This is a genomic window from Streptomyces sp. NPDC033131 (assembly GCF_055578365.1).
In genome coordinates, this window is sequence record NZ_JBVIPA010000078.1 from 1 (window position 1) to 23,409 (window position 23,409).

A 23,409-nucleotide genomic window follows, 5' to 3' on the forward strand; every position below is an offset into this window, starting at 1 on the left:
AGGGGTGTCCGTCCTCGGAACGGCGCGGAATCGGTTGCCTACCGAGGTGCCGGCGTTGACGCGCCAACCGCTGCGGGCGGACACCCCCCGACACGTCCCCTTGCCGCCGTACGCGGGTGCGGGTGCGCGCACCTTGTGACGCCGGTGGCGGCCGGGCGAGGCCCGCCTCTCGGCCGACCGGGTCGGGTGGTGGGGGGCACAGGTCAGGTGGTCTGAGGGTGCAGCCCTCAGGAGAGGTTCACCTTTCGGCCGACCGGGTCGGGTGGTGGGTGGGCAATAGGCCCGGGGGTCTGGGGGCGGAGCCCCCAGGGGTGCTTGCACCGGCGCCGGGTGCGGTCAGGCGAGTGGCATGGTCATCGCGCGGCGCGGATGTTGGCCTCGTCGGCGGGTGACGCGTCCCGCAGGAGGCAGGTCAGGCGGGCGGTGCACACCCGTCGCCCCGCCTCGTCGCTGATGACGATCTCGTACGTCGCCGTGGACCGTCCTTGATGCACGGGCGTCGCGACTCCGGTGACCAGTCCCGACCGGGCTCCCCGGTGGTGCGTGCAGTTGAGGTCGACGCCGACCGCGATCTTCGAGCTGCCGCCGTGCAGCATCGCTCCCACGGAGCCGAGTGTCTCGGCGAGTACGGCGGACGCGCCCCCGTGCAGCAGCCCGTACGGCTGGGTGTTCCCCTCGACCGGCATCTTTCCGACGACCCGCTCCGCCGACGCCTCGACGATCTGTACGCCCATCCGCGTGCCGAGGTGGCCCGCGGAGAACAGTGAGAGGAGGTCCACCCCGAGCGCGGCGTATTCGTCGATGACCTCTTGCGGGAACTTCACGTGCTGCTGCTCGCCCATGGCGCCCGGCTCCGTTCGATCGGTACGGCTGTCTCGGCTGAGCAAGCGCTCAGTCGGTTGCCGATTGTTCCAGACGTACGACGACGGACTTGCTGGCCGGGGTGTTGCTGGTGTCGGCGGTGGCGTCGAGGGGGACGAGGACGTTGGTCTCGGGGTAGTAGGCGGCCGCACAGCCCCGTGCTGTCGGGTAGTGCACGACCCGGAATCCGGGTGCCCGCCGCTCGGTCCCGTCCTTCCACTCGCTGACGAGGTCGACGTACGACCCGTCGGTGACGCCCAGGGTGCGAGCGTCCTCGGGGTTCACCAGGACGACCCGGCGGCCGTTCTTGATGCCTCGGTAGCGGTCGTCGAGGCCGTAGATCGTGGTGTTGTACTGGTCGTGCGAGCGCAGGGTCTGCAGGAGGAGGCGGCCTTCGGGCAGCTTCGGGTACTCGACGGGCGCGGCGGTGAAGTTGGCCTTGCCGGTGGCCGTGGGGAAGCGGCGTTCGTCGCGCGGGGCGTGGGGGAGGGCGAAGCCGCCGGGGTCCGCCACGCGCGTGTTGAAGTTCTCGAATCCGGGGATGACGCGGGCGATGCGGTCGCGGACGGTGGCGTAGTCCTTCTCGAACTCCTCCCACGGCACCTTGCTGTCCTCGCCGAGCACGCGGCGGGCGAGGCGGCACACGATCGCCGGCTCGGACAGCAGGTGGCTGCTCGCGGGCTCCAGGCGGCCGCGGGAGGCGTGCACCATGCCCATGGAGTCCTCGACGGTGACGAACTGTTCGCCGCTGCCCTGGAGGTCGCGTTCGGTGCGGCCGAGGGTGGGGAGGATGAGGGCACGCGCACCCGTGACGGCGTGTGAGCGGTTGAGTTTCGTCGACACGTGCACGGTGAGGCGTGCGCGTCGCATGGCCGCCTCCGTGACGTCGGTGTCGGGGGAGGCCGAGACGAAGTTGCCGCCCATGGCGAAGAAGACCTTCGCCTTGTCGTCGCGCATCGCGCGGATGGCGCGTACGACGTCGTAGCCGTGGTGCCGGGGCGGCGCGAAGCCGAACTCCTTCTCCAGGGCGTCCAGGAAGTCGGGCGAGGGGCGTTCGAAGATGCCCATGGTGCGGTCGCCCTGCACGTTGGAGTGGCCGCGCACCGGGCACACGCCCGCGCCGGGGCGGCCGATGTTTCCGCGCAGGAGGAGGAAGTTGACCACCTCGCGGATGGTCGGCACGGAGTGCTTGTGCTGGGTGAGGCCCATCGCCCAGCACACGATCGTGCGCTTCGAGGCGAGGACCATGCCGAGGGCTTGTTCGATGTCCTGCTGGGAGAGGCCGGTGGCGGTGAGCGTCTCGTCCCAGTCGGCTGCCCGGGCCTCGGCTGCGAACTCCTCGTATCCGTGGGTGTGTTCGCGGACGAACTCCTCGTCGACCGCGCCCTCCGTCTCGAGGATGAGCTTGTTCAGGAGGCGGAAGAGGGCCTGGTCGCCGCCGATGCGGATCTGCAGGAACAGGTCGGTGAGCGCTGCGCCCTTGAGCATGCCCTGGGGGGTCTGCGGGTTCTTGAAGCGCTCCAGGCCGGCCTCGGGCAGCGGGTTGACGCTGATGATCTTCGCGCCGTTGGCCTTGGCCTTCTCCAGGGCGGAGAGCATGCGCGGGTGGTTGGTGCCGGGGTTCTGGCCGGCGACGACGATCAGGTCGGCCTTGTAGAGGTCTTCGAGCAGGACGCTGCCCTTGCCGACGCCGATGGTCTCCGTCAGGGCGGAACCGGAGGACTCGTGGCACATGTTGGAGCAGTCCGGCAGGTTGTTCGTGCCGAGCTCGCGGGCGAAGAGCTGGTAGAGGAAGGCGGCCTCGTTGCTGGTGCGCCCGGAGGTGTAGAAGAGGGCCTCGTCGGGGGAGGCGAGAGCGGTGATCTCCTCGGCGACGATGTCGAAGGCGCGCTCCCAGGTCACCGGCTCGTAGTGGGTGCCGCCTTCGGGCAGATACACGGGGTGGGTCAGCCGGCCCTGCTGGCCCAGCCAGTAGCCGCTCCTGGTCGCGAGGTCGGCGACGGGGTGCGCGGCGAAGAACTCCGGGGTGACCCGGCGCAGGGTGGCCTCCTCGGCGACCGCTTTCGCGCCGTTCTCGCAGAACTCCGCCGCGTGCCGGTGCTCCGGCTCCGGCCAGGCGCAGCCCGGGCAGTCGAAGCCGTCCTTCTGGTTGACGCGCAGGAGGGTCAGGGCGGTGCGCTTCACGCCCATCTGCTGCTGCGCCATGCGCAGGGAGTGCCCGATGGCCGGGATCCCCGCAGCCGCATGCTTCGGCTCGGCGACCTGTGGCGCGTCCTGAACCGGATCTGCCTTGGGCGGCTTCGTTGCCATCGCGCGCTCTCCTTCGCATGTGAAGTACCTCTTCGATCCTCCCACGTGCCGGTGACAACGACCGGGTCGAGGTCGGTGCGGGCCAGGGCGACGGTTGCGGTGGGTGCCGCTGGGGAGGGGCCGTCGGCGGCGGGCGGGTCTGAGTGTCAGTGGCTCGTGGCAGGATCGGGGGCGTGGCAGAAACAGCATCGAAGACGACCGCACACACCTCCGGCGGCGACCGGCCCCGCCTGATGCTCATGGACGGGCACTCGCTGGCTTACCGCGCGTTCTTCGCGCTGCCCGCGGAGAACTTCACGACCGCGACGGGCCAGCCGACGAACGCGATCTACGGCTTCGCGTCGATGCTGGCGAACACCCTGCGCGACGAGGCGCCCACGCACTTCGCGGTGGCCTTCGACGTGTCCCGCAAGACCTGGCGCTCCGAGGAGTTCACCGAGTACAAGGCGAACCGCTCCAAGACCCCGGACGAGTTCAAGGGCCAGGTCGAGCTGATCGGCGAGCTGCTCGACGCGATGCACGCGCAGCGCTTCGCCGTCGACGGCTTCGAGGCGGACGACGTCATCGCCACCCTCGCCACGCAGGCCGAGGCCGAGGGCTTCGACGTGCTGATCGTCACCGGCGACCGTGACTCCTTCCAGCTGGTCAGCGAACACACCACGGTGCTGTACCCGACGAAGGGCGTCTCCGAGCTGACCCGGTTCACCCCGGAGAAGGTCGTCGAGAAGTACGGCCTGACGCCCGCGCAGTACCCCGACTTCGCGGCCCTGCGCGGCGACCCGTCCGACAACCTGCCGGGCATCCCGGGCGTCGGCGAGAAGACGGCCGCGAAGTGGATCAACCAGTTCGGCTCGTTCGCGGACCTCGTCGAGCGGGTCGAGGAGGTCAAGGGCAAGGCCGGGCAGAACCTCCGCGAGCACCTGGAGGCCGTCAAGCTCAACCGGCGGCTGACCGAGATGGTGCGGACCGTGGAGCTGCCGAAGACGGTCGCCGACCTGGAGCGCGCGCCGTACGACCGCAAGGCGCTCGCGATGATCCTCGACACCCTGGAGATCAGGAACCCCTCACTGCGTGAGCGGCTGCTGGCCGTCGACCCGGGTGCCGAGGAGGCCGAGACGACGCCGGTGATCACGGGCGGCGTCGAGCTGGACGGCACGGTGCTGGGCACGGGCGAGCTGTCCGGCTGGCTCGCCGGGCACGGCACCGGCATCCTCGGCGTGGCCACGGTCGACACCTGGGCGCTCGGCACCGGCTCGGTCGCCGAGATCGCGCTCGCCGCGGCCGGCGGGCCGGCCGCCTGGTTCGACCCGTCCCAGCTGGACGAGGCCGACGAGAGGGCGTTCGCGGCCTGGCTCGCCGCCGCGGACCAGCCGAAGATCCTCCACAACGCCAAGGGCGTCATGCGCGTCTTCGCCGAGCACGGCTGGACGGTCGAAGGCGTGCGCATGGACACCGCGCTCGCCGCCTACCTGGTCAAGCCGGGCCGCCGCTCCTTCGATCTGGACGCGCTGTCCATGGAGTACCTGCACCGGGAGCTGGCCCCCGCCGCGGCGGCCGACGGCCAGCTGGCCTTCGGCGCGGACGACGGCGCCGAGGCGGAGTCCCTGATGATCCAGGCCCGAGCCGTCCTCGACCTGGGTGAGGCCTTCGAGGGCCGCCTCCAGGAGGTCGGCGCCGTGGAGCTGCTGGGTGACGTGGAACTGCCCACCTCGGCCCTGCTGGCCCGGATGGAGCGGCACGGCATCGCGGCCGACCGGGCCCATCTGGAGGCCATGGAGCAGATGTTCGCGGGTGCCGTGCAGCAGGCCGTGAAGGAGGCGCACGCGGCGGCGGGGCACGAGTTCAACCTGGGTTCGCCCAAGCAGCTCCAGGAGGTCCTCTTCGGCGAGCTCGCCCTGCCGAAGACGAAGAAGACGAAGACCGGCTACACGACCGACGCCGACGCCCTCGCGTGGCTGGCGACCCAGACGGACAACGAGCTGCCGGTGATCATGCTCCGGCACCGCGAGCAGGCCAAGCTGCGCGTCACCGTCGAGGGCCTCATCAAGTCGATCGCGACGGACGGCCGCATCCACACGACGTTCAACCAGACGGTGGCGGCGACCGGCCGTCTCTCCTCGACGGACCCGAACCTGCAGAACATCCCGGTCCGCACCGACGAGGGCAGGGCCATCCGCCGCGGCTTCGTGGTCGGCGAGGGCTTCGAATCGCTCATGACGGCCGACTACAGCCAGATCGAACTGCGGGTGATGGCCCACCTGTCTCAGGACGCGGGCCTGATCGAGGCGTTCACCTCCGGCGAGGACCTGCACACGACGGCCGCCGCGCAGGTGTTCGCCGTGGAGCCCACCGCGGTGGACGCCGAGATGCGGCGCAAGATCAAGGCGATGTCGTACGGCCTGGCGTACGGGCTGTCGGCCTTCGGCCTCTCCCAGCAGCTGAACATCGAGGCGGCCGAGGCCCGCACCCTCATGGACGCGTACTTCGAGCGGTTCGGCGGGGTGCGGGACTATCTGCGCCGGGCCGTGGACGAGGCGAGGGCGACGGGCTACACGGCGACCCTCTTCGGCCGCCGCCGCTACCTCCCCGACCTCAACAGCGACAACCGCCAGCGCCGCGAGGCGGCCGAGCGCATGGCCCTCAATGCCCCCATCCAGGGCACCGCCGCGGACATCGTCAAGATCGCCATGCTCAAGGTGGGCCAGGCGCTGGAGAAGGCGGACCTCAAGTCCCGCATGCTCCTTCAGGTCCACGACGAAATCGTCCTGGAAATCGCCCCCGGCGAGCGAGCGGCCACCGAAGAACTCCTCCGCCACGAAATGGCCAACGCCGTCCACCTCCGGGCCCCCCTGGACGTCTCGGTGGGCGTCGGCCCGGACTGGGAATCGGCAGCGCACTAGCCTCCGGGTGGCCGGGCGGAGGCCTCGCTCGTCGCACGGGACGCGACGACGGGCCCTCCGCCGTTCGGGGCACGGCTCGGGGTGAGGGGTCTTGTGCTGTTCGGGGCCTGGTTCCGGGCGAGGGGGCCGTGCCGTAGGGGCCCCGCTTCGGACGACGGGCCCTCCGCCGTTGAGGGCTCGGCTCCGGCGGGCGCTGGGTCTGGGGAGGACTCCGTCAGGGCCGGGCCTGCTGCGGAGCGCTCGGCGCGGGTTGCGGCCGGCTCGGGGACGCCCGGCTCCGGGTCAGGCTGGTTCGGGGACGCCCGGTTGCGGGTCAGGCTGGTTCGGGGACGCCCGGTTGCGGGTCAGGCTGGTTCGGGGACGCCCGGTTGCGGGTCAGGCCGGTTCGGGGAGCGCCCGGCTCCGGGTCAGGCTGGTTCGGGGAGCGCCCGGCTCCGGGTCAGGCTGGTTCGGGGAGCGCCCGGCTCCGGGTCAGGCCGGTTCGGGGACGCCCGGCCCGCACAACCCCGCCCCGCCCCGGGAGGGCCCCGTCACTCGCGTGGCCCCCGCGAAGACGCCCCCCGGTGCCCGCGCCCGTAAGGATGCGGCCATGGGTATACGCACGCTTCACCGCCGGACGGCCCACGCACGGGCGCACGCCGAGACGGCCCCGCCTGCACCGCCCCCGCCGCCGGTCCCGGCCTTCGCGGCCGCCGCAAGCACCGCCCGCATCCCCGGCGATGTGCCGACCGTCCTGGGCCGGGTGACCGCCGCCGTCCCCGACGGCCTGGCAGCGCCTCTTCGCCGGGCCACGGCCGCCGGCAGCGCCAGCATCCCCGTCGGCCTCGCGACAGCGGTGCGTCACGCCGTCGCAGGCACTCGGCGTCGTCTGGTCCGCCGCGAGCGGAACGCCGTACGGCAGGAACGTGAGGCGCCCGTCTGGCGGCTGTGGGCGGATCTGGGCCGCGGTTACCTGGCGCTGGCCCTCACCCTGCTGCCACGGTCCCGACAGATGCCCACGTTCACGGTGTTCACCGCCGTCAGCGAGCGGCCTGACCGCTCCGCTCTCCCTCGCCCACTCCCGCAGCGTCGGACCGGCGGGCCGGACGCCACACCCTGACCCCGGCGGCGTACAGCACAACCCCCAGGACCAGGCCCGCGCCCGCCCCGAAGCAGAGCGTCGGAATCAGCTCCCAGGGTTTCGCGGTGGACCCCCAGTAGTCCCACCATCGCGTCGCCCGCTGCACCGCCCCGACCGCCGCGCACCCGCCGATCACGGTGCCGGCCCACCACCGGTCCCGCACCGACAGCGCCGGAACGCCCACCGGGTCGGCCGCGGGCGCCCGCCGCAGCGCGTACGCGACGAACACGGCGATCACGACCGCGGCCACCGCGGAGCCGCCGTACTGCAGGTACCAGTACAAAGGGGAGCCCGCCACCTTCTCGCCGAGGACGGGGAACATTCGCATCCCCCACCGGTCGAGGTGGGTGAACGCGTCCCACACGACGTGGGTCAGCGCACCGAGCGCGGCGGACACGTACCACCACGCCGCCGAAGCGGGCCGTACGCGCGCGCGTGGTGTCCCGCAGCGCGACAGCGTGGCGACGCGCCCCTGCCGGGCCGGCGGCAGCAGCGCCACCAGCGGTTCGCGCACCAGCAGCCACAGTCCGACGAGCGCCCAGGCCACCAGCACGTCGAGCGTGAAGACTCCGGGGAAGGAGTGTGTGAACTCGCCGAACCCCATGGCCCCTGGCACGACACTCGCCGCGTAGTAGGTCATGTCGGGCGCGAAGGAGCCCGCCACGAGTGCCGCGGGCACCAGTCGGCCCCGGCCGCTTCCGTCGGTGCGCACGGCGGGCAGTACGGCTGCCGCATGGCTCAGGGTGAACGGCAACGGGGCTCCTTCAAGGCGATTGACCGATCACGACACGATCCCACATGGCCAACCGGTGAAAATCGGGCACGAACGGGTGCCCGAGGAAAGGAAGTTGTCGTAGGGTCGCTTGGGTCGCCGGGCCGGGGAGCGTGGTCGGACAGCCGAACGGGACATGAACCTCGCCGCAGGGGGCAACCCTCGGGGCGAGTCGATCGTCACAACAGGTCGAACGCAGTCGAGCACGACAGACACAGACGGGCGCTCGGGCGTCCGCGGGAGGGGTTCACTTTATGGCGGCGCAATTCGGCAGGAGGCTGCGCAAGAGCGCGGCAACCACCGCCGTGGCCGCGCTCGCGGTCGCGGCCCTGTCCGCATCGCAGGGACCGGGCGCGACGGCCGACGACCAGAGCGGCAGACCGGCCACCACCGGCGCCGACAGCGCGCCCGACGTGACCGCCGACAAGGGCGGCGCGACCGGCAACTCGCCGTACTACACGGACCTCCCCCCGCTCAACAGCCCGAGCCCTTCGCCGACCATCGGCACGCCCGCCTCCCGGGGGCCGACCGAGGCGGGCATCCCCGCGACCGTCCTCGACGCCTACAAGAAGGCCGCGTCCGCACTGCAGTCGGCCAAGCCCGGCTGCAACCTGCCCTGGGAACTCCTCGCCGCCATCGGCAAGGTCGAGTCGGGCCAGGCCCGCGGCGGCAAGGTCGACGCGAACGGCACCACGACGTCCGCGATCCTCGGCCCGCAGCTCGACGGCAACGGCTTCGCGCTCATCAAGGACACCGACAACGGCGCGTACGACGACAACAGCGCGTACGACCAGGCCGTCGGCCCCATGCAGTTCATCCCGTCCACCTGGAAGTGGGCGGGCCGCGACGGCAACAGCGACGGCAAGAAGGACCCCAACAACATCTACGACGCCGCGCTCGCGGCCGGCCACTACCTGTGCCGCTTCGGCTGGGACCTGTCCACCCAGGCCGACCTCAACAGCGCGATCCTCAGCTACAACCACTCGCAGGAGTACCTGAACACGGTCCTGTCGTGGCTGGAGTACTACCGCAAGGGCACCCACGAGATCCCGGACGGCACCGGCACCGTGCCCGGCAACCGCAGTGACGACAACGACACGGTGAGCCCCACGCCGCCGCCGCCGTCGCCGCCGGCCTCGGACCAGCCCAGCCCCAGGCCGGAGAAGCCCGGCACCGGCACGCCGAACCCGACGCCGCCTCCGACGACCCCGCCGAACACCACGCCTCCGTCCACGCCCCCCACTCCCACCGACACGGTGGACCACCTGGAGGACGCGGGCACCGCCAGGCTCACCGCGCAGGCGGGCGACGTGTTCACCGAGAAGGTCAGCACCCGGGCCGAGACGAAGGCAGGCGCGGCCGTCGCCAAGGTCCGCGTACGGTTCACGATCGTCGGTGCCACCGACGCCACCTTCACCGGCGGCGAGAGCGTCGCCACGGTCGTCACCAACAGCACCGGTGTGGCCGTCGCGCCCGCGTTGCAGGCTGGCGAGAAGACGGGCGACTTCACCGTCCGGGCGACCGTGGTGGGCCGCTCGATCACCGGCCTCGACTACAAGGCCACCGTCGCCGAGCGCGCCGCCGACACCCTCACCCGCACCAGCGACACCGCGCTGACCTGCGTAGCGGGCGGCGAGTTCGCCGAGCAGGTCGAGGTGAAGGCGACGTACGACGGCGAGGTGGCGGACAAGGTGGCCGCCACCGCCACGCTGATCACATCGGTGCTCGACCCGACCGAGAACGACAAGGGCCCCTACTTCAAGGACGCGGACGGCAAGACCGTACGCACCCTGACCGGCCTGGAGACGGACGCCAACGGTGTGTTGAAGCTGCCGAAGCTGTACGCCGACGACAACGCCGGCACGTACCTGCTCCGCATCACCACGGCCGGTGGCGCGGCGATCAACGTCCAGTTGACCGTCGCGGCGGCCCAGACGTCCTCGCCGAGCCCGTCGGCGAGCCCCTCCGCGTAGCTGACCTCCGTACGACCACGACGGCGCCCCTCCCGGCGGAGGGGCGCCGTCGTTGTGTGTGCAACGTGTTCTCATCTCGGCCCCCCGTTGCTACCGTGCCGGACCTGACGATGTATCAGTTCCAGTTCCGGAGGCAGGTATGCGCGCCCTGATCGCCGCCGCGACCGGTCTCGCCGTCGCGCTCGCCCTGGTCCTCACCGTCACGGCCATGGGCGCGCCGACGGGCGAGACGTCCCCGAAGCCGCTGTTGACGACGGTGCCCGCACACCCGTAACGACTCGCGAGGGAGACCGAGATGCGCCGCAAGTCCAGTCTCGTCCTGCTCGCCCTCGCCGTGTTCCTCACGGCCCTGTCCCCACTGCTGCGCTGGTACGCCTTCCCGCGCCTGGCCAAGGTCCCCGCCCACCAGTACCAGGACATGGTGCTGGAGGCGAAGGACGCCACCCTCCTCGACTACGGCTCCATGAAGGCGAAGAAGGTCCCCAAGGTCACCGTCGTCCAGACCCTCAAGGGCAACGTGGAGGCCTCCGAGGACATCGAGAAGACGACGGGCAGGGACGTCGTGGTCTGGGACGGCCTGTCCTACGTCCAGGGCCCCGACGGCAACATGGTCTCCAAGATGCCCGAGCGCTACATCTTCGACGCCCACACCCAGGAACCCGTCCACGCCACCGGCGAGTCGGTCGACGGCGACCCGGTCACCCGCAAGGGCCTCGAGTTCAAGTGGCCCTTCCTGACGGAGAAACGGGACTACGAGTACTTCGACGCGCAGGCGCGCATCACGGCCCCCATCCACTACAAGGGCACCCAGGACTTCCGGGGCGTCGAGGTCTACTACTTCGAGCAGACCGTTCCCTGGACCAAGGTGCCCTTCCCCAAGACCCTGCCCGTCCAGGGCATCACCCCCGAGTCGGTCGCCGAGACCGGCACCACCCGCTGGTACACCACGGTCCGCAGGTTCTGGGTCGAGCCCCTCACCGGCGCCCCCGTCTACGGCGAGGAGATCCACCGGGAGGAACTGCGCGGCGGCAGCCTCCTCGGCGGCAGGGAGAAGGTGACCGCGTTCGCCGGCCACGTGAAGATGCGCGAGGACTACATCGAGCACACCGTCGACCTGGTCAAGTCCAACCGCACGCTGATCCTGCTCCTGACGTCGTACCTGCCCTGGGGCTTCCTGGCGCTGGGCATCGCGCTGCTGTCCCTGTCCCTCTACCTGGAGGCCCGCGGCCGCCGCCCGGACGGCCCGGCCGCGACGGACGCCACGGAACCGGAGCCGGTCACCGCCTGAGCCGCGCGTTGGTGTACCGCGTCGGCTCCGCGCCGGCCGGATCCTCCGGCCACGGATGCTTCGGATACCGGCCGCGCAGTTCCGCCCGTACGCCCTTGTAGCCGTCCTTCCAGAAGGACGCGAGGTCGGCGGTGACGGCGGCGGGCCGCCCGGCGGGGGACAGGAGATGGACGAGGAGGGGGACGCCCGCCACCGACGGCGACTCCTGCAGGCCGAACATCTCCTGCAACTTCACGGCCAGTACGGGCTGTTCGGGATGGGTGTAGTCGATCCTGATCCGGGACCCGCTGGGTACGGCGATCCGCTCGGGCGCCAGTTCGTCCAGCCGCCCGGCCTCGCCCGTGGCCCAGGGAAGCAGCCGGTTGAGCCCCTGCCCGGCATCGATCCGCGCGAGATCGGCACGCCGGCGCGCCCGCCCGAGCTCGGGCTCCAGCCACTCGTCCACGCGCGCGTGGAGCGCGTCGTCGCGGACGTCGGGCCACGGCTCCCCGAGGTGCTGGTGCACAAAGGCGAGCCGCTGCCGCAGTGCGACGGCCTCGGCCGGCCACCGCAGCAACCCGAACCCCTCTTGGCGCAGCCCTTCAAGGAGCGCTTCCCGTACGAGAGCGGCGTCGGCGTTCTTGAGGGGGCGCACCGCCACCTCGACGGCCCCCAGCCGCTCCACCCGCCGGGCGACGACGTCACCGTCGGCCCAGTGGACTTCGTCCCGCGTCTGCGCCAGCGTCCCCGCCGCCCGCCGGGCGACGTTCTCGTCCACCACGGCACCGAGCCGCACGCGTGCGTGCCCCTTGCCGACGGGCCGGTCGGCGACGGCGACGGCGATCCAGGGGGCACCGCGCAGGCCGGTGCCGTCGCCGACCTCGGCACGGGTCCCGGACACCATGAGGTAGGAAGCGCCGTCGGACTTGGCGACCCGCTCGGGGAAGGCGAGAGCGGCGACGAGGCCGACGAGACCGTCCTCACCGGCGTACGGCGACGAACCCTCGTCACGGGTGGGCGGCCGGGAGGTCTCCGTGGCGAGGGCCCGCAGTCGCCGCACCTCCGCACGCCACCGCCCGGCATAGGGGTCACCGCCGCGCCGGGCGGCCCGCAGAGCAGCCGCCAGGTCGTCCCCGTACTCCCGGGGCGGCTCCTCGCTCAGCAGGGCGACCACCTCGGCGGCCCGCTCCGCCCCCACCACCGCGGCCGAGTCCAGCAGCGCCCGCCCCAGCCGGGGATGCAGGCCCAGCCGGGCCAGCCGCACCCCTCGCTCCGTGGCCCGGCCGGCCCGGTCGACCGCTCCCACGGCCGTCAGCACCGACCGCGCCGCCGCCATCGCCCCACCCGGCGGTGGATCCAGCAGCGCCAGCCCGGTGGCCTCCGGATCGCCCCAGCAGGCCGTCTGCAAGGCGAACGCCGTCAGGTCGGCCACCTTGATCTCCGGCGAGGGGAAACGCGGCAGACGGGCGTCCTCGGCCTCCGTCCAGCACCGGTACACCGCACCCGGCGCCTCACGCCCGGCCCGCCCGGCCCGCTGCCGCCCCGCGGCCTGCGAGGCCCGTACCGTCGTCAGCGCGCTCAGCCCGCGCGCGTGGTCGACCCGTGGCTCCCGCGCCAGCCCGGAGTCGACGACGACCCGCACCCCGGGAACCGTCAGCGAGGACTCGGCCACGGAGGTCGCGAGCACCACCCGGCGCCGCCCGGCGGGGACCAGCACCGCGTCCTGCACGGCCGCGGGCGCCCGCCCGTGCACCTGGAGCACGTCCACCCCACCGAGATCGCCCAGCTGCCCGGCGACCCGGGCGATCTCGCCGACGCCCGGCAGGAAACACAGCATGTCCCCCGCCCGCTCGGCCATCGCCCGCCGCACCACCGAGGCCACATGCGTCAGCAGCGCGGGGTCGACACGCATCCCGTGCGGGGGCCGTACGGGACGCACCGGCGGCGCCCACACCACCTCCACCGGATACGACGTCCCCGCCGCCTCGACGACCGGCGCCCCGCCCAGCAGCCGCGCCCAGCCCTGCGCGTCGGTCGTCGCGGACGCGGCCACCAGCCGCAGCTCAGGCCGCAGCGTCTCGCGTACGTCCCACAGGAACGCCGCCACCGTGTCCGCGTCCAGATGCCGCTCGTGGCACTCGTCGAGCACCACCACGTCGACCCCGGCCAGCTCCGGGTCGCGCTGCAACCGCTGCAACAGCACACCGGTCGTGACGACCTCCACGCGCGCGCGCCGCCCCACGACCCGCTCGCCGCGCACGGTGAAGCCGACGCTCTCACCGACCTTCTCGCCCAGCAGCCACGCCATCCGCCGGGCCGCCGCACGCGCCGCGATCCGCCGCGGTTCGGCCACGACCACCCGCCGCGCCGGCCCCTCACCCAGCAGACCGGCCAGGACAAGCGGCACCAGGGTCGTCTTGCCGGTGCCGGGCGGCGCGACGAGCACCGCGGTGCCGTGGCCGGCCAGGGCGTCGCTCAGACCGGGCAGGGCACCGCGTACGGGGAGGGCGTCCAAAGCGTCGTAACGGATCACGCCCCCAGTGTCGTACGCCCGCGAGAGGACCCCCCGCGCGCGTGCGTTCCTCTTTCCAGACCTGTTCGCAGTTGTTCAGTCCCGCTCGCACACGAAGATCGCCGTACCCGGGATCAGGTTCCCGCGCAGCGGGGACCAGCCGCCCCACTCGGCGGTGTTCCAGGCCGGCCACTCCGGCTCGACCAGGTCCACCAGGCGAAAGCCCCCGGCCACCACGTCGCGCACCCGGTCGCCGATCGTCCGGTGGTGCTCGACGTAGACCGCGCTGCCGTCGTCTTCCTGCTCGACGTACGGCGTGCGGTCGAAGTAGGAGGCGGAGACCGACAGCCCCTCCGGGCCCGGCTCGTCCGGGAACGCCCAGCGGATCGGGTGCGTCACCGAGAACACGAAGCGGCCGCCGGGCCGCAGCACCCGGCGGACCTCCTTCAGGACCAGCACAGGGTCGGCGACGAAGGGCAGCGCGCCGTACGCCGAGCAGGCCAGGTCGAAGGAGCCGTCCGCGAAGGGGAGCGCGCCCGCGTCGGCGCAGACCAGGGGGAACGCCGCGCCGATGCGCAGTGCGTGCTGGAGCTGGCGGTGGGAGAGGTCCAGGGCGACCGGGCGGGCGCCCTGTGCGGCCAGCCACCGCGCGCACTGGGCCGCACCGGCGCCGATCTCCAGGACGTCCTTGCCCTTCAGCTCCTCGGGCGGGCCCAGCAGCTCGGCCTCCACCTCGTCCAGGCCCTCGGGACTCCACACGAAGCGGTCGTCACCGAGGAAGGTGCCGTGCTCGATCTGGTACTCGTCCGCGTTGCGGTCCCACCAGCCCCGGTTGGCGCGGGAACTCTCCGTGACACCGGCGGTGCGGCGGGTGGCCTCGGGCTCGGACGCTTCGGGCTCTTGGATGATCGGCTCCCTCGTACTAGTCTGCGGCCTCTTCCGTCCGACCTGTCGCGGCGGACGGCACGCAGGGGACCTCATCGGGCCCGCGTGGCCTCGTGAGACAGGTTTTGTGCCGGGTATGCGGCGATCCGCCCCGGGTGTGCGGCTTCGCGCATTGACCCTGTCCGGCTGCCCCCGTATGCTACAAGTTGCGCTGCGGGCCTGCGCACCTCAGACGTAGCAGGTCGCGCTCGCATCTGTTGTATGTCCCCTCGGTTGTCGAGGCGCCACCAGTGGTTTTGTGTGGCGCTTCCTTGGCTGTCCGGCTTCTTCAGAGCGAAACGGGCTCCCGGCGTAAGCAGTACCTACGACTCACTGTCCGTACCGGAGCCCTTTCCCACATGACGAGCAGCACCGAGACCACCTCTACCACTCCGCAGGTAGCGGTCAACGACATCGGTAACGAGGAAGCTTTCCTCGCCGCGATCGACGAGACGATCAAGTACTTCAACGACGGCGACATCGTCGACGGCGTCATCGTGAAGGTCGACCGGGACGAGGTCCTGCTCGACATCGGTTATAAGACCGAAGGTGTCATCCCGAGCCGCGAGCTCTCGATCAAGCACGACGTCGACCCCAACGAGGTCGTCGCCGTCGGTGACGAGATCGAAGCCCTTGTTCTCCAGAAGGAGGACAAGGAAGGCCGCCTGATCCTCTCGAAGAAGCGCGCCCAGTACGAGCGCGCCTGGGGCACCATCGAGAAGATCAAGGAAGAGGACGGCATCGTCACCGGTACCGTCATCGAGGTCGTCAAGGGTGGTCTCATCCTCGACATCGGCCTCCGTGGCTTCCTGCCGGCTTCCCTCGTCGAGATGCGCCGTGTCCGCGACCTCCAGCCCTACGTGGGCAAGGAGCTCGAGGCCAAGATCATCGAGCTGGACAAGAACCGCAACAACGTGGTCCTGTCCCGCCGTGCCTGGCTGGAGCAGACCCAGTCCGAGGTCCGCCAGACGTTCCTCACCACCCTGCAGAAGGGTCAGGTCCGTTCCGGCGTCGTCTCCTCGATCGTCAACTTCGGTGCCTTCGTGGACCTGGGTGGCGTCGACGGCCTGGTGCACGTCTCGGAGCTCTCCTGGAAGCACATCGACCACCCCTCCGAGGTTGTCGAGGTCGGCCAGGAAGTCACCGTCGAGGTTCTCGACGTCGACATGGACCGCGAGCGTGTCTCCCTGTCGCTGAAGGCGACGCAGGAAGACCCGTGGCAGCAGTTCGCCCGGACCCACCAGATCGGCCAGGTCGTGCCCGGCAAGGTCACGAAGCTGGTTCCGTTCGGTGCGTTCGTCCGCGTGGACGAGGGCATCGAGGGTCTGGTCCACATCTCCGAGCTGGCCGAGCGCCACGTGGAGATCCCGGAGCAGGTCGTCCAGGTCAACGACGAGATCTTCGTCAAGGTCATCGACATCGACCTCGAGCGTCGCCGGATCTCGCTGTCCCTCAAGCAGGCCAACGAGTCCTTCGGTTCCGACCCGGCCTCGGTCGAGTTCGACCCGACGCTGTACGGCATGGCCGCGTCGTACGACGACCAGGGCAACTACATCTACCCCGAGGGCTTCGACCCCGAGACCAACGACTGGCTCGAGGGCTACGAGACCCAGCGCGAGGCCTGGGAGCACCAGTACGCCGAGGCGCAGACGCGCTTCGAGCAGCACCAGGCTCAGGTCATCAAGTCCCGCGAGGCCGACGCTGCGGCTGCTGCCGAGGGTGGCGAAGCTGCCGCTCCGGCCGCGTCCGGTGGCGGTGGCGGTGGCGGTGGCGGTTCGTACTCCTCCGAGGGCCCGGACAACTCCGGTGCGCTGGCCTCGGACGAGGCGCTTGCCGCCCTGCGCGAGAAGCTGGCCGGCGGCCAGAGCTGATCACGTATCACTGAGCGGTAGCTCTTGAAACCAAGGGCCCGTACCCCCCGTGGGGTACGGGCCCTTGGTGTGTCCACCGACGCCTGACGGGGCGTTCACCTTCGCGCGCAAGGCCGCAACCGCCCTCCACGCGCGCGTGCTTGCCGTCGTGGGTCCGCCGGCCGCACATCCGGTGCCGCAGTGCCCCGGTGCAGGAAAAGGCCGTCAGAGGTGCCTGATCAGGGGCGTGAGCGGGAATGCCCACGCTCTGCACCGTGTTGTGCAGTACGAACACGAGGAGGAGCGGTCACAGTGCTTGATCCGCAGGGTTTGTACGCATGGGAGCCGAAGGGCCTCGCCGTGGTCGACATGGCGCTCGCCCAGGAGTCGGCCGGTCTTGTCATGCTCTACCACTTCGACGGATACATCGACGCGGGTGAGACCGGCGACCAGATCGCCGAGCGGCTCCTCGACTCGCTGCCGCACCAGGTCGTCGCCCGCTTCGACCACGACCGGCTGGTGGACTACCGTGCCCGCCGCCCGTTGCTGACGTTCAAGCGCGACCGCTGGGTCGAGTACGAGGAGCCCACCATCGAGGTGCGCCTCGTCCAGGACGCCACCGGAGCGCCCTTCCTGCTGCTGTCCGGCCCCGAGCCGGACGTGGAGTGGGAACGCTTCGCCGCGGCCGTCCAGCAGATCGTGGAGCGCCTCGGCGTGCGCCTGTCCGTGAACTTCCACGGCATCCCCATGGGCGTCCCGCACACCCGCCCCGTGGGCCTCACCCCGCACGGCAACCGCAACGACCTCGTCCCGGGCCACCGCAGCCCCTTCGACGAGGCCCAGGTGCCCGGCAGCGCCGAGGCCCTGGTCGAATACCGCCTCATGGAGGCCGGACACGACGTCCTGGGCGTCGCGGCGCACGTGCCGCACTACATCGCCCGCTCCCCGTACCCGGACGCGGCGCTGACCGTCCTGGAGGCCATCACGGCCGCGACCGGGCTGGTCCTGCCCGGCATCGCGCACGCCCTGCGCACGGACGCCCACCGCACACAGACCGAGATCGACCGCCAGATCCAGGAGGGGGACGAGGACCTCGTCGCCCTCGTCCAGGGACTGGAGCACCAGTACGACGCCGCCGCGGGCGCCGAGAGCCGCGGCAACATGCTCGCCGAGCCGGTGGACATCCCGTCGGCGGACGAGATCGGACTCGAGTTCGAACGGTTCCTGGCGGAGCGGGAGGGCGAGGGCTGAGCCCCGTCGTGCTCCCGCCGGGAGCGTTGTCGGTGGCAGGCCCTAAGCTTCGGCTCATGCTGAAGGTGGGCCTGACCGGCGGCATCGGTGCCGGTAAGAGTGAGGTGTCGCGGCTCCTCGTCGCGTGCGGTGCCGTGCTGGTCGACGCCGACCGGATCGCGCGTGAGGTCGTCGCGCCGGGGACGTCCGGGCTCGCCGCGGTCGTCAAGGCCTTCGGCGAGGAGGTGCTCACCCCCGACGGCGCCCTGGACCGGCCCAAGCTGGGGTCGATCGTCTTCGCCGACCCCGAGAAGCTCGCCGTCCTCAACGCGATCGTCCACCCCCTGGTCGGCGCCCGCTCCCACGAACTCGAGGCCGCCGCCGCCGATGACGCCGTCGTCGTCCATGACGTCCCGCTCCTCACGGAGAACGGCCTCGCCCCGCTGTACGACGTCGTGGCCGTCGTCGACGTCGCCCCGGAGACCCAGCTCGACCGGCTCGTCAGGCTGCGTGGAATGACCGAGGCGGACGCACGCGCGCGCATGGCCGCCCAGGCGACGCGCGAGCAGCGCCTGGAGATCGCGGACGTCGTCATCGACAACGACGTACCGCTGCCGGAGCTGGAGCGTCGCGTGCGGGACGTATGGGCGGACCTCGTGCGCAGAACGCACGCGCGCGGCGCCGAGCCCCAGCCGCCTCAGGAATAGCGGCCCCTGTCCGGGCGTTGAACCCTTCGAGTGAGGGAAGGACTGTGCCGTGCCCGAGACCAGCGGTTCCACCGGACGTACTCCGGAGACGCACGTCATCGACTTCCGTGCCGCCGAGCAACTGCTCGCCGCACGGGACCCCCGGGGCGCGGTGAAACTGCTCGACTCGGTCATCGCCGTACACCCGGAGAACACCGCCGCCCGGCTGCTGCGCGCCCGTGCCTTCTTCGCGGCCGCCCAACTGCGTCCCGCCGAGCTGGAGTTCACCATCGTCCTGGAGCGTGAGCCGGACAACGCGTTCGCGCACTTCGCGCTCGCCCGGACCTATGAGCGCCTGGCGCGGCCCGACCAGGCCAGGCGCCACTTCCGCCTCGCGGCGGCGCTGGACCCGAACCCGCAGTACCTGCAAGCGGCCCGCTTCGAGTCGTGAAGGCCACCGGCCAGGCCGGCGGTCGGTCAGTCGGTCGGTCGGTCGAGGGTGATCCGCGGTGTGGTCCGGTGCCGGCCTGCCGAGGGTGGCGTTCTAAGACCGGCGGTCGTCCGGCGGCCGGTAGGGCGGGATGTCGGGGCCCGGCTGGTAGTGCGGGCCCTGCCGCATGTGCCGGAGGATCACCGCCAGGTCGACGGTGATCACCAGCCACAGCACACCGCAGGCGATCGCCCACCCGGTTCGCCCGGCGAGCGCGAAGGCGACGGTGCCGAAGACGGCCCACACCAGTCCCCACACGGTCAGCCAGAAACGGAACCGCAGCGCACTGCGCGCTGTCCTCGGTTCACTGCCAGTACGCATCCGGATCACTACTCCTCTTTGCAACGTACCCTTCGTGGCGGACGTCCACAAAGGGGCCCGAACCGAGGGGGCAGTGTGCTTCCGGATGCCGATGAGCTGGCCGAGGTGCTGCTGGACCTCGCCGTACCGCACGATGACATCAACGAACTCGTACGCATGGGCCGACGGGTCACGGACGACCCGGAGCTGCTGCGCCTGCTGGAGGCGTCGGTCGAGGAACTGGTCCGGGGGCCGGGGGAGACCCACGGCGCGGTCGACCTGTTCGACCTCGACTGGGCGTCGGGCCCCCTGCAGCGGTGTTTCCCCGTGTACGTGTTCGTGGCGGCGCTGCCGCACACCCGTGCGTACCACCGCGAGCGCGGCATCCCTTCCGATGTCTCCCGTCGCACCCTCGCCGACCTCGGGCGATGCATGACCGTGCACCGCAGGCGGTACGGCATCACGGGTGTGCAGGACCCGCGGTGGCTCACCCGTCACTTCCGCGGCGAGCTGTACCAGCTGGGCCGGCTGCAGTTCGAGCGGGCCAGGCACGGCGAGCGGACCGGGCGGGCGCTCGCGTCGGCCGGGCTGGACGTGGCCCCCGGAACGCCCTGTCTGAACCTCCACATCCCCGACTTCCTCGGCCCGCTGTCACCGGCCGCCTGTGATCGCTCGCTGGCCCTGGCCGGTGCGTTCTTCGCCCGGTACTTCCCCGAGGAGAAGTACCGGGCCGCGCTCTGTCACTCCTGGCTGCTGGACCCGCAGTTGAAGCGGTACCTGGCGGCCGACTCCAACATCGTCCGGTTCCAGGAACGCTTCCGGGTCGCCCGCGAGGACACGGAACCGGTGGACACCGAGCCGGTGCGGTTCGTGTTCGGGGATCCGGAGCTGGAAGCGGACGCGCTGCCGCGGCGTACCGCGGTGGAACGGGCGGTGGGGGAACATCTGCGGGCCGGGGGCCACTGGTACATCGGCCACGGCTGGATCCCGCTGTAGCTCGAACGGGTGAACCCCGGCCGGGTGGGAACGGGCGTGCGGACGCGGCCCGTTGGAGGGGCATGGAGCTGAACATGCGAGCGGGACATCAGGGGACGGGACCGGGGGCCATCACCCCGGACGGCTGTGCGGTCGAGCTCTACTCGCGGCTGCCGGTGGGGGACGCGCCGGACGTCGTCAGCGCCGCCGTGCCGGCGGGAGCGCGCATCCTGGAACTGGGCTGCGGCGTGGGGCGCATGACCCACCCGCTGCTGGAGCGGGGATTCACGGTCACTGCGGTCGACGAGTCCGCCGAGATGCTGGAGCGCGTCCGCGGAGCCCGCACGATACGCAGCACGATCGAGGACCTCGATCTGGACGAGCGGTTCGACGTGGTGATGCTCGCGTCGTTCCTCGTGCACACCGGCGACCCCGAGGAGCGGCAGGCGCTGCTGCGCACCTGCGCGCGGCACGTCGCGACGGACGGCTGCGTGCTGCTCCAGCGCGAGGGCGAGGACTATCACACCAACGTGCCGCGCGAGCGGGTCGACCCCAGCGGCTTCACGCTGCGCATCGCGTCCTCGGAACCGGTCGGGGACGGCGTGAACTCGGTGCGTGCGGAGTACGAGTTCCCGGACGCGACATGGACCCAGACGTTCCTGGCCAGGCCCCTGACGAAGGAGCAGTTCGAGGAGGCGCTGGCGCGGGCCGGTCTGGAGGTGGACAGCTATCTGACGGACGATGGGATCTGGGTACGGGCGGTACCGGCGGCCCGGGCATAGGGAGGCAAGTCGCCTGTGAGCGATGAGTTTTGGGGCGGGGGCCGGTCTACCTCTGTGAAAACACCACGGACCGCTTCACACAGGAGACCCCGATGTCCGAGACCGCAGTCCCCGCCACTGCCGCCACTTCTGCCTCCGCCGCCACCTCCGCGGGTGCGTCGCGTCCCGTCCTCGCCGAGTCCGCGACCCCTCGCGGCCGCCGTGCCCGGATCGCTCTGCGTGGCCTTCAGGTGTTCCTCGCCCTCTTCTACGTGATCGCGAGCGCGCTCCCCAAGCTGATCGCGCACCCCTCGGCCGCCGAGGCCTTCGACGAGATGGGGTGGGGCAGCGCGGGGATGTACGCCATCGGCGTCCTCGAACTGGCCGGCGGGGTCGCGCTGTTGATCCCGGTGCTGCAGTCGGTGGCGGCCGTGGCGCTGAGCGGGCTGATGGCGGGGGCGTTCGTCGTCACGCTCACGTACTTCAACGGGGAGAACGCGGCGACACCGCTCATCCTGATCGTGCCGCTCGCCCTCATCGCCTGGGCCCGGCGTGGTCACAACGAGCAGCTGCTGCGGCTGGTGCGGGTGCGGGTGCGGGTGCGGCGACAGGCGTGAGGGTGTGTGCCGTGCCGGTGACGGTGGTGGTGTCCGGGTCGGTTCTCCGCCCCGGGCGCCACCGCCGTCACCGGCCTGTCGGTGCGGGCAATGGTCCCCCGAGGTCAGTGGTCCTCCGGCGGGCCTTCCAGCAGTCCGCGCAGGCGTTCCAGCTCACGGCGGTCGCGCTTGGTCGGGCGGCCCGTGCCGCGGTCGCGGATGCCGGCGGGGGCGATGGCCTCGCGGGGCGGGGGCGGGGGGCTGTTGTCGACGTAGCACTGGGCGGCCACGGGGGCGCCGACGCGCTTGCGGATCAGACGCTTGACGAAGACGACCCGCTCCCAGCCCTCCTGGCGTACGCGCACCTCGTCGCCGACCTTCACGGAGTACGCGGGCTTCACGCGCTCGCCGTTCACCCGGATGTGCCCGCCCCGGCAGGCGGTGGCTGCCATCGACCGCGTCTTGACCAGCCGGACCGACCAGACCCAGCTGTCGAGGCGCACGGTCTCGCCGCTTTGCAGACCGGCCGCCTCGGCGGCTGCCACCGCCGCGGCGATCTTGGGGTCCGTGTCGTCGGGGGCCGCGCCCTGGGGTTCCGCGTCCGTCGGGCCGGGCTTCTGGCCGGCCACGTCCTCGGCGTCGGGCCCGCCCGCGCCGGACCGGCCGGACCAGGCGGAACCGTCGGCCTTGTTCGTCCGGTCCGTCCTGTCGTCGTCCGTGTGCTCAGCAGCCATGCCTCCGACTTTAGTGCCCTGCGCCGTGCGGGTCGGATGGGTTTTCCCGGCCGGCCGGGACCGGGGTGCGGGGCCCGGGCGGGCTGCCGAGGGCGGGGCTTGCCCACGGTTCAGTACCGTTCCGTACGGTGGAGGGATGGACATCAGCGGGCGCTCCGGTCACGTGGGTCGCGTCGGGCTCGACGGACTAGCCGGCCTTGACGAGCGGATCGCGGGCTGTCGGGCCTGTCCGCGGCTGGTCGAGTGGCGCGAGGAGGTGGCCCGCGCCAAGCGCGCCGCGTTCGCCGACTGGACGTACTGGGGCCGGCCGGTACCCGGCTTCGGTCCGCCGGACGCCCGTCTGCTGATCGTCGGCCTCGCCCCGGCCGCGCACGGCGGCAACCGCACGGGCCGGATGTTCACCGGCGACCGCTCCGGTGACGTCCTGTACGAGGCGCTGTACGACGTGGGGCTCGCCTCGCAGCCCACCTCGGTCTCGGCCCACGACGGCCTGGAACTGCACGGCGTGCGCGTCACCTCGCCGGTGCACTGCGCCCCGCCCGCCAACAAACCCACCCCCGAGGAGCGGGACACCTGCCGGCCCTGGCTGCTCCAGGAGCTGAACCTGCTGCGGCCGACGCTGCGGGCCGTGGTCGTACTCGGCGCCTTCGGCTGGCAGGCCGCGCTGCCCGCGTTCACGGAGGCGGGCTGGCGGGTGCCCCGGCCACGCCCGCCCTTCGCCCACGGCACCCACGTGTCACTCGACGGCCTCGAACTCTTCGGCTGCTTCCACGTAAGCCAGCGCAACACCTTCACCGGCCGGCTCACGCCCGTGATGCTGCGGGACGTGCTGCGCACGGCGGCGGAGGCGGCGGGGCTGCGGGCAGGGTCGTAGGAGGATCAGGGGCGCGTTGGCGCCGCAGGGCGGGGGCGGTTTCTGCCGCACGGCATACGGCCGGCGGCTGTCGGACCCGGCCGCCCGGAACCGGTCCCCGTGCCGCACTGACGACCAGTACGCGGCCCGCTAGGACCTGTCTGGCCGGTCATGCCGCAGACGCGGGGTGTGGCACGCGTATCTGCCGCGTTGTCGTCGGTTGCCGACTCCCCCACTCCCGACTTCGCTCGAGCGGGGGCACCCCCATCGCGTCGACGCCCTCCTCCGCCTTGCA

The 23,409-nt window shown here is 71.7% G+C and carries 20 protein-coding genes; 13 read left to right on the top strand and 7 right to left on the bottom strand.

The window, feature by feature from the left end:
- Positions 1 to 353: 353 nt before the first annotated feature.
- Together ACZ5XS_RS44105 and ACZ5XS_RS44110 are read right to left on the bottom strand one after the other, a co-directional pair.
- A complete protein-coding gene (locus ACZ5XS_RS44105) occupies positions 354 to 842 on the bottom strand; it encodes a PaaI family thioesterase (protein WP_468661233.1) in 489 nt (162 codons plus the stop codon).
- A gap of 49 nt (positions 843 to 891) precedes the next feature.
- The gene (locus ACZ5XS_RS44110; RefSeq protein ID WP_468661235.1) at positions 892 to 3,171 is read right to left on the bottom strand and encodes an FdhF/YdeP family oxidoreductase; all 2,280 of its coding nucleotides are present in this window, start codon (positions 3,169 to 3,171) and stop codon (positions 892 to 894) included.
- A 173-nt stretch (positions 3,172 to 3,344) separates the two neighbouring features.
- Between ACZ5XS_RS44110 and polA the strand changes: the two genes are divergently transcribed.
- The gene (gene polA / locus ACZ5XS_RS44115; RefSeq protein ID WP_468661237.1) at positions 3,345 to 6,071 is read left to right on the top strand and encodes a DNA polymerase I; all 2,727 of its coding nucleotides are present in this window, start codon (positions 3,345 to 3,347) and stop codon (positions 6,069 to 6,071) included.
- A gap of 589 nt (positions 6,072 to 6,660) precedes the next feature.
- Positions 6,661 to 7,170: a hypothetical protein gene (locus ACZ5XS_RS44120; protein ID WP_468661239.1), complete on the top strand. Its 510-nt coding sequence runs from the start codon at positions 6,661 to 6,663 to the stop codon at positions 7,168 to 7,170.
- Here ACZ5XS_RS44120 and ACZ5XS_RS44125 read toward each other — a convergent pair.
- Positions 7,091 to 7,945 (bottom strand): DUF4184 family protein, encoded by an 855-nt coding sequence (locus ACZ5XS_RS44125; protein ID WP_468661241.1) that lies wholly within the window; start codon positions 7,943 to 7,945, stop codon positions 7,091 to 7,093. The genes ACZ5XS_RS44120 and ACZ5XS_RS44125 overlap by 80 nt on opposite strands.
- A 272-nt stretch (positions 7,946 to 8,217) precedes the next feature.
- Here ACZ5XS_RS44125 and ACZ5XS_RS44130 point away from each other — a divergent pair, with 272 nt between their 5' ends.
- The 3 genes from ACZ5XS_RS44130 to pgfA all read left to right on the top strand — a co-directional run bounded on the left by ACZ5XS_RS44130 (position 8,218) and on the right by pgfA (position 11,224).
- Entirely contained in the window at positions 8,218 to 9,936 is a 1,719-nt protein-coding gene (locus ACZ5XS_RS44130; RefSeq protein WP_468661243.1) for a lytic transglycosylase domain-containing protein, read from the top strand.
- Positions 9,937 to 10,075: 139 nt separating this feature from the next.
- Positions 10,076 to 10,210, top strand: coding sequence for an SPW_0924 family protein (locus ACZ5XS_RS44135; protein WP_217235623.1), 135 nt, complete (start codon positions 10,076 to 10,078; stop codon positions 10,208 to 10,210).
- Between the two features lie 21 nt (positions 10,211 to 10,231).
- A complete protein-coding gene (gene pgfA, locus ACZ5XS_RS44140) occupies positions 10,232 to 11,224 on the top strand; it encodes a cell envelope lipid trafficking protein PgfA (RefSeq protein ID WP_468661245.1) in 993 nt (330 codons plus the stop codon).
- On the opposite strand, the gene hrpB is transcribed toward pgfA, so the two are convergent.
- Together hrpB and ACZ5XS_RS44150 are read right to left on the bottom strand one after the other, a co-directional pair.
- Entirely contained in the window at positions 11,214 to 13,736 is a 2,523-nt protein-coding gene (hrpB, locus tag ACZ5XS_RS44145; RefSeq protein WP_468661247.1) for an ATP-dependent helicase HrpB, read from the bottom strand. The two genes, pgfA and hrpB, sit on opposite strands and share 11 nt — an antisense overlap.
- Positions 13,737 to 13,811: 75 nt before the next feature.
- Entirely contained in the window at positions 13,812 to 14,696 is an 885-nt protein-coding gene (locus ACZ5XS_RS44150) for a methyltransferase domain-containing protein (RefSeq protein WP_468661249.1), read from the bottom strand.
- Between the two features lie 302 nt (positions 14,697 to 14,998).
- On the opposite strand from ACZ5XS_RS44150, the gene rpsA reads away from it, so the two are divergent.
- From rpsA to ACZ5XS_RS44170, 4 genes are all read left to right on the top strand, one after another.
- Positions 14,999 to 16,510, top strand: a complete 1,512-nt coding sequence (rpsA, locus tag ACZ5XS_RS44155; RefSeq protein ID WP_217235627.1) for a 30S ribosomal protein S1 — start codon at positions 14,999 to 15,001, stop codon at positions 16,508 to 16,510.
- Positions 16,511 to 16,801: 291 nt separating this feature from the next.
- Entirely contained in the window at positions 16,802 to 17,740 is a 939-nt protein-coding gene (locus ACZ5XS_RS44160) for a PAC2 family protein (RefSeq protein ID WP_468661251.1), read from the top strand.
- A 56-nt stretch (positions 17,741 to 17,796) separates the two neighbouring features.
- Entirely contained in the window at positions 17,797 to 18,426 is a 630-nt protein-coding gene (coaE, locus tag ACZ5XS_RS44165) for a dephospho-CoA kinase (protein ID WP_468661253.1), read from the top strand.
- Between the two features lie 49 nt (positions 18,427 to 18,475).
- Entirely contained in the window at positions 18,476 to 18,856 is a 381-nt protein-coding gene (locus ACZ5XS_RS44170; protein WP_217235630.1) for a tetratricopeptide repeat protein, read from the top strand.
- Between the two features lie 93 nt (positions 18,857 to 18,949).
- Here ACZ5XS_RS44170 and ACZ5XS_RS44175 read toward each other — a convergent pair whose 3' ends face one another.
- A complete protein-coding gene (locus ACZ5XS_RS44175) occupies positions 18,950 to 19,216 on the bottom strand; it encodes a DUF6343 family protein (RefSeq protein WP_468661255.1) in 267 nt (88 codons plus the stop codon).
- A 75-nt stretch (positions 19,217 to 19,291) separates the two neighbouring features.
- Between ACZ5XS_RS44175 and ACZ5XS_RS44180 the strand changes: the two genes are divergently transcribed.
- The 3 genes from ACZ5XS_RS44180 (at position 19,292) to ACZ5XS_RS44190 (ending at position 21,548) form a co-directional block, all read left to right on the top strand.
- Complete coding sequence (locus ACZ5XS_RS44180; RefSeq protein WP_468661257.1) at positions 19,292 to 20,191, top strand: acyltransferase domain-containing protein; 900 nt, start codon at positions 19,292 to 19,294, stop codon at positions 20,189 to 20,191.
- 74 nt (positions 20,192 to 20,265) lie between these two features.
- Entirely contained in the window at positions 20,266 to 20,952 is a 687-nt protein-coding gene (locus tag ACZ5XS_RS44185) for a class I SAM-dependent methyltransferase (RefSeq protein WP_468661259.1), read from the top strand.
- A 92-nt stretch (positions 20,953 to 21,044) separates the two neighbouring features.
- The gene (locus ACZ5XS_RS44190; protein ID WP_468661261.1) at positions 21,045 to 21,548 is read left to right on the top strand and encodes a DoxX family protein; all 504 of its coding nucleotides are present in this window, start codon (positions 21,045 to 21,047) and stop codon (positions 21,546 to 21,548) included.
- Between the two features lie 104 nt (positions 21,549 to 21,652).
- On the opposite strand, the gene ACZ5XS_RS44195 is transcribed toward ACZ5XS_RS44190, so the two are convergent.
- A complete protein-coding gene (locus ACZ5XS_RS44195; protein ID WP_468661263.1) occupies positions 21,653 to 22,261 on the bottom strand; it encodes an RNA-binding S4 domain-containing protein in 609 nt (202 codons plus the stop codon).
- A 136-nt stretch (positions 22,262 to 22,397) separates the two neighbouring features.
- Here ACZ5XS_RS44195 and ACZ5XS_RS44200 point away from each other — a divergent pair, with 136 nt between their 5' ends.
- On the top strand, positions 22,398 to 23,135 hold the full coding sequence (locus ACZ5XS_RS44200; protein WP_468661265.1) for a uracil-DNA glycosylase: 738 nt from the start codon (positions 22,398 to 22,400) through the stop codon (positions 23,133 to 23,135).
- Positions 23,136 to 23,409 lie beyond the last annotated feature (274 nt).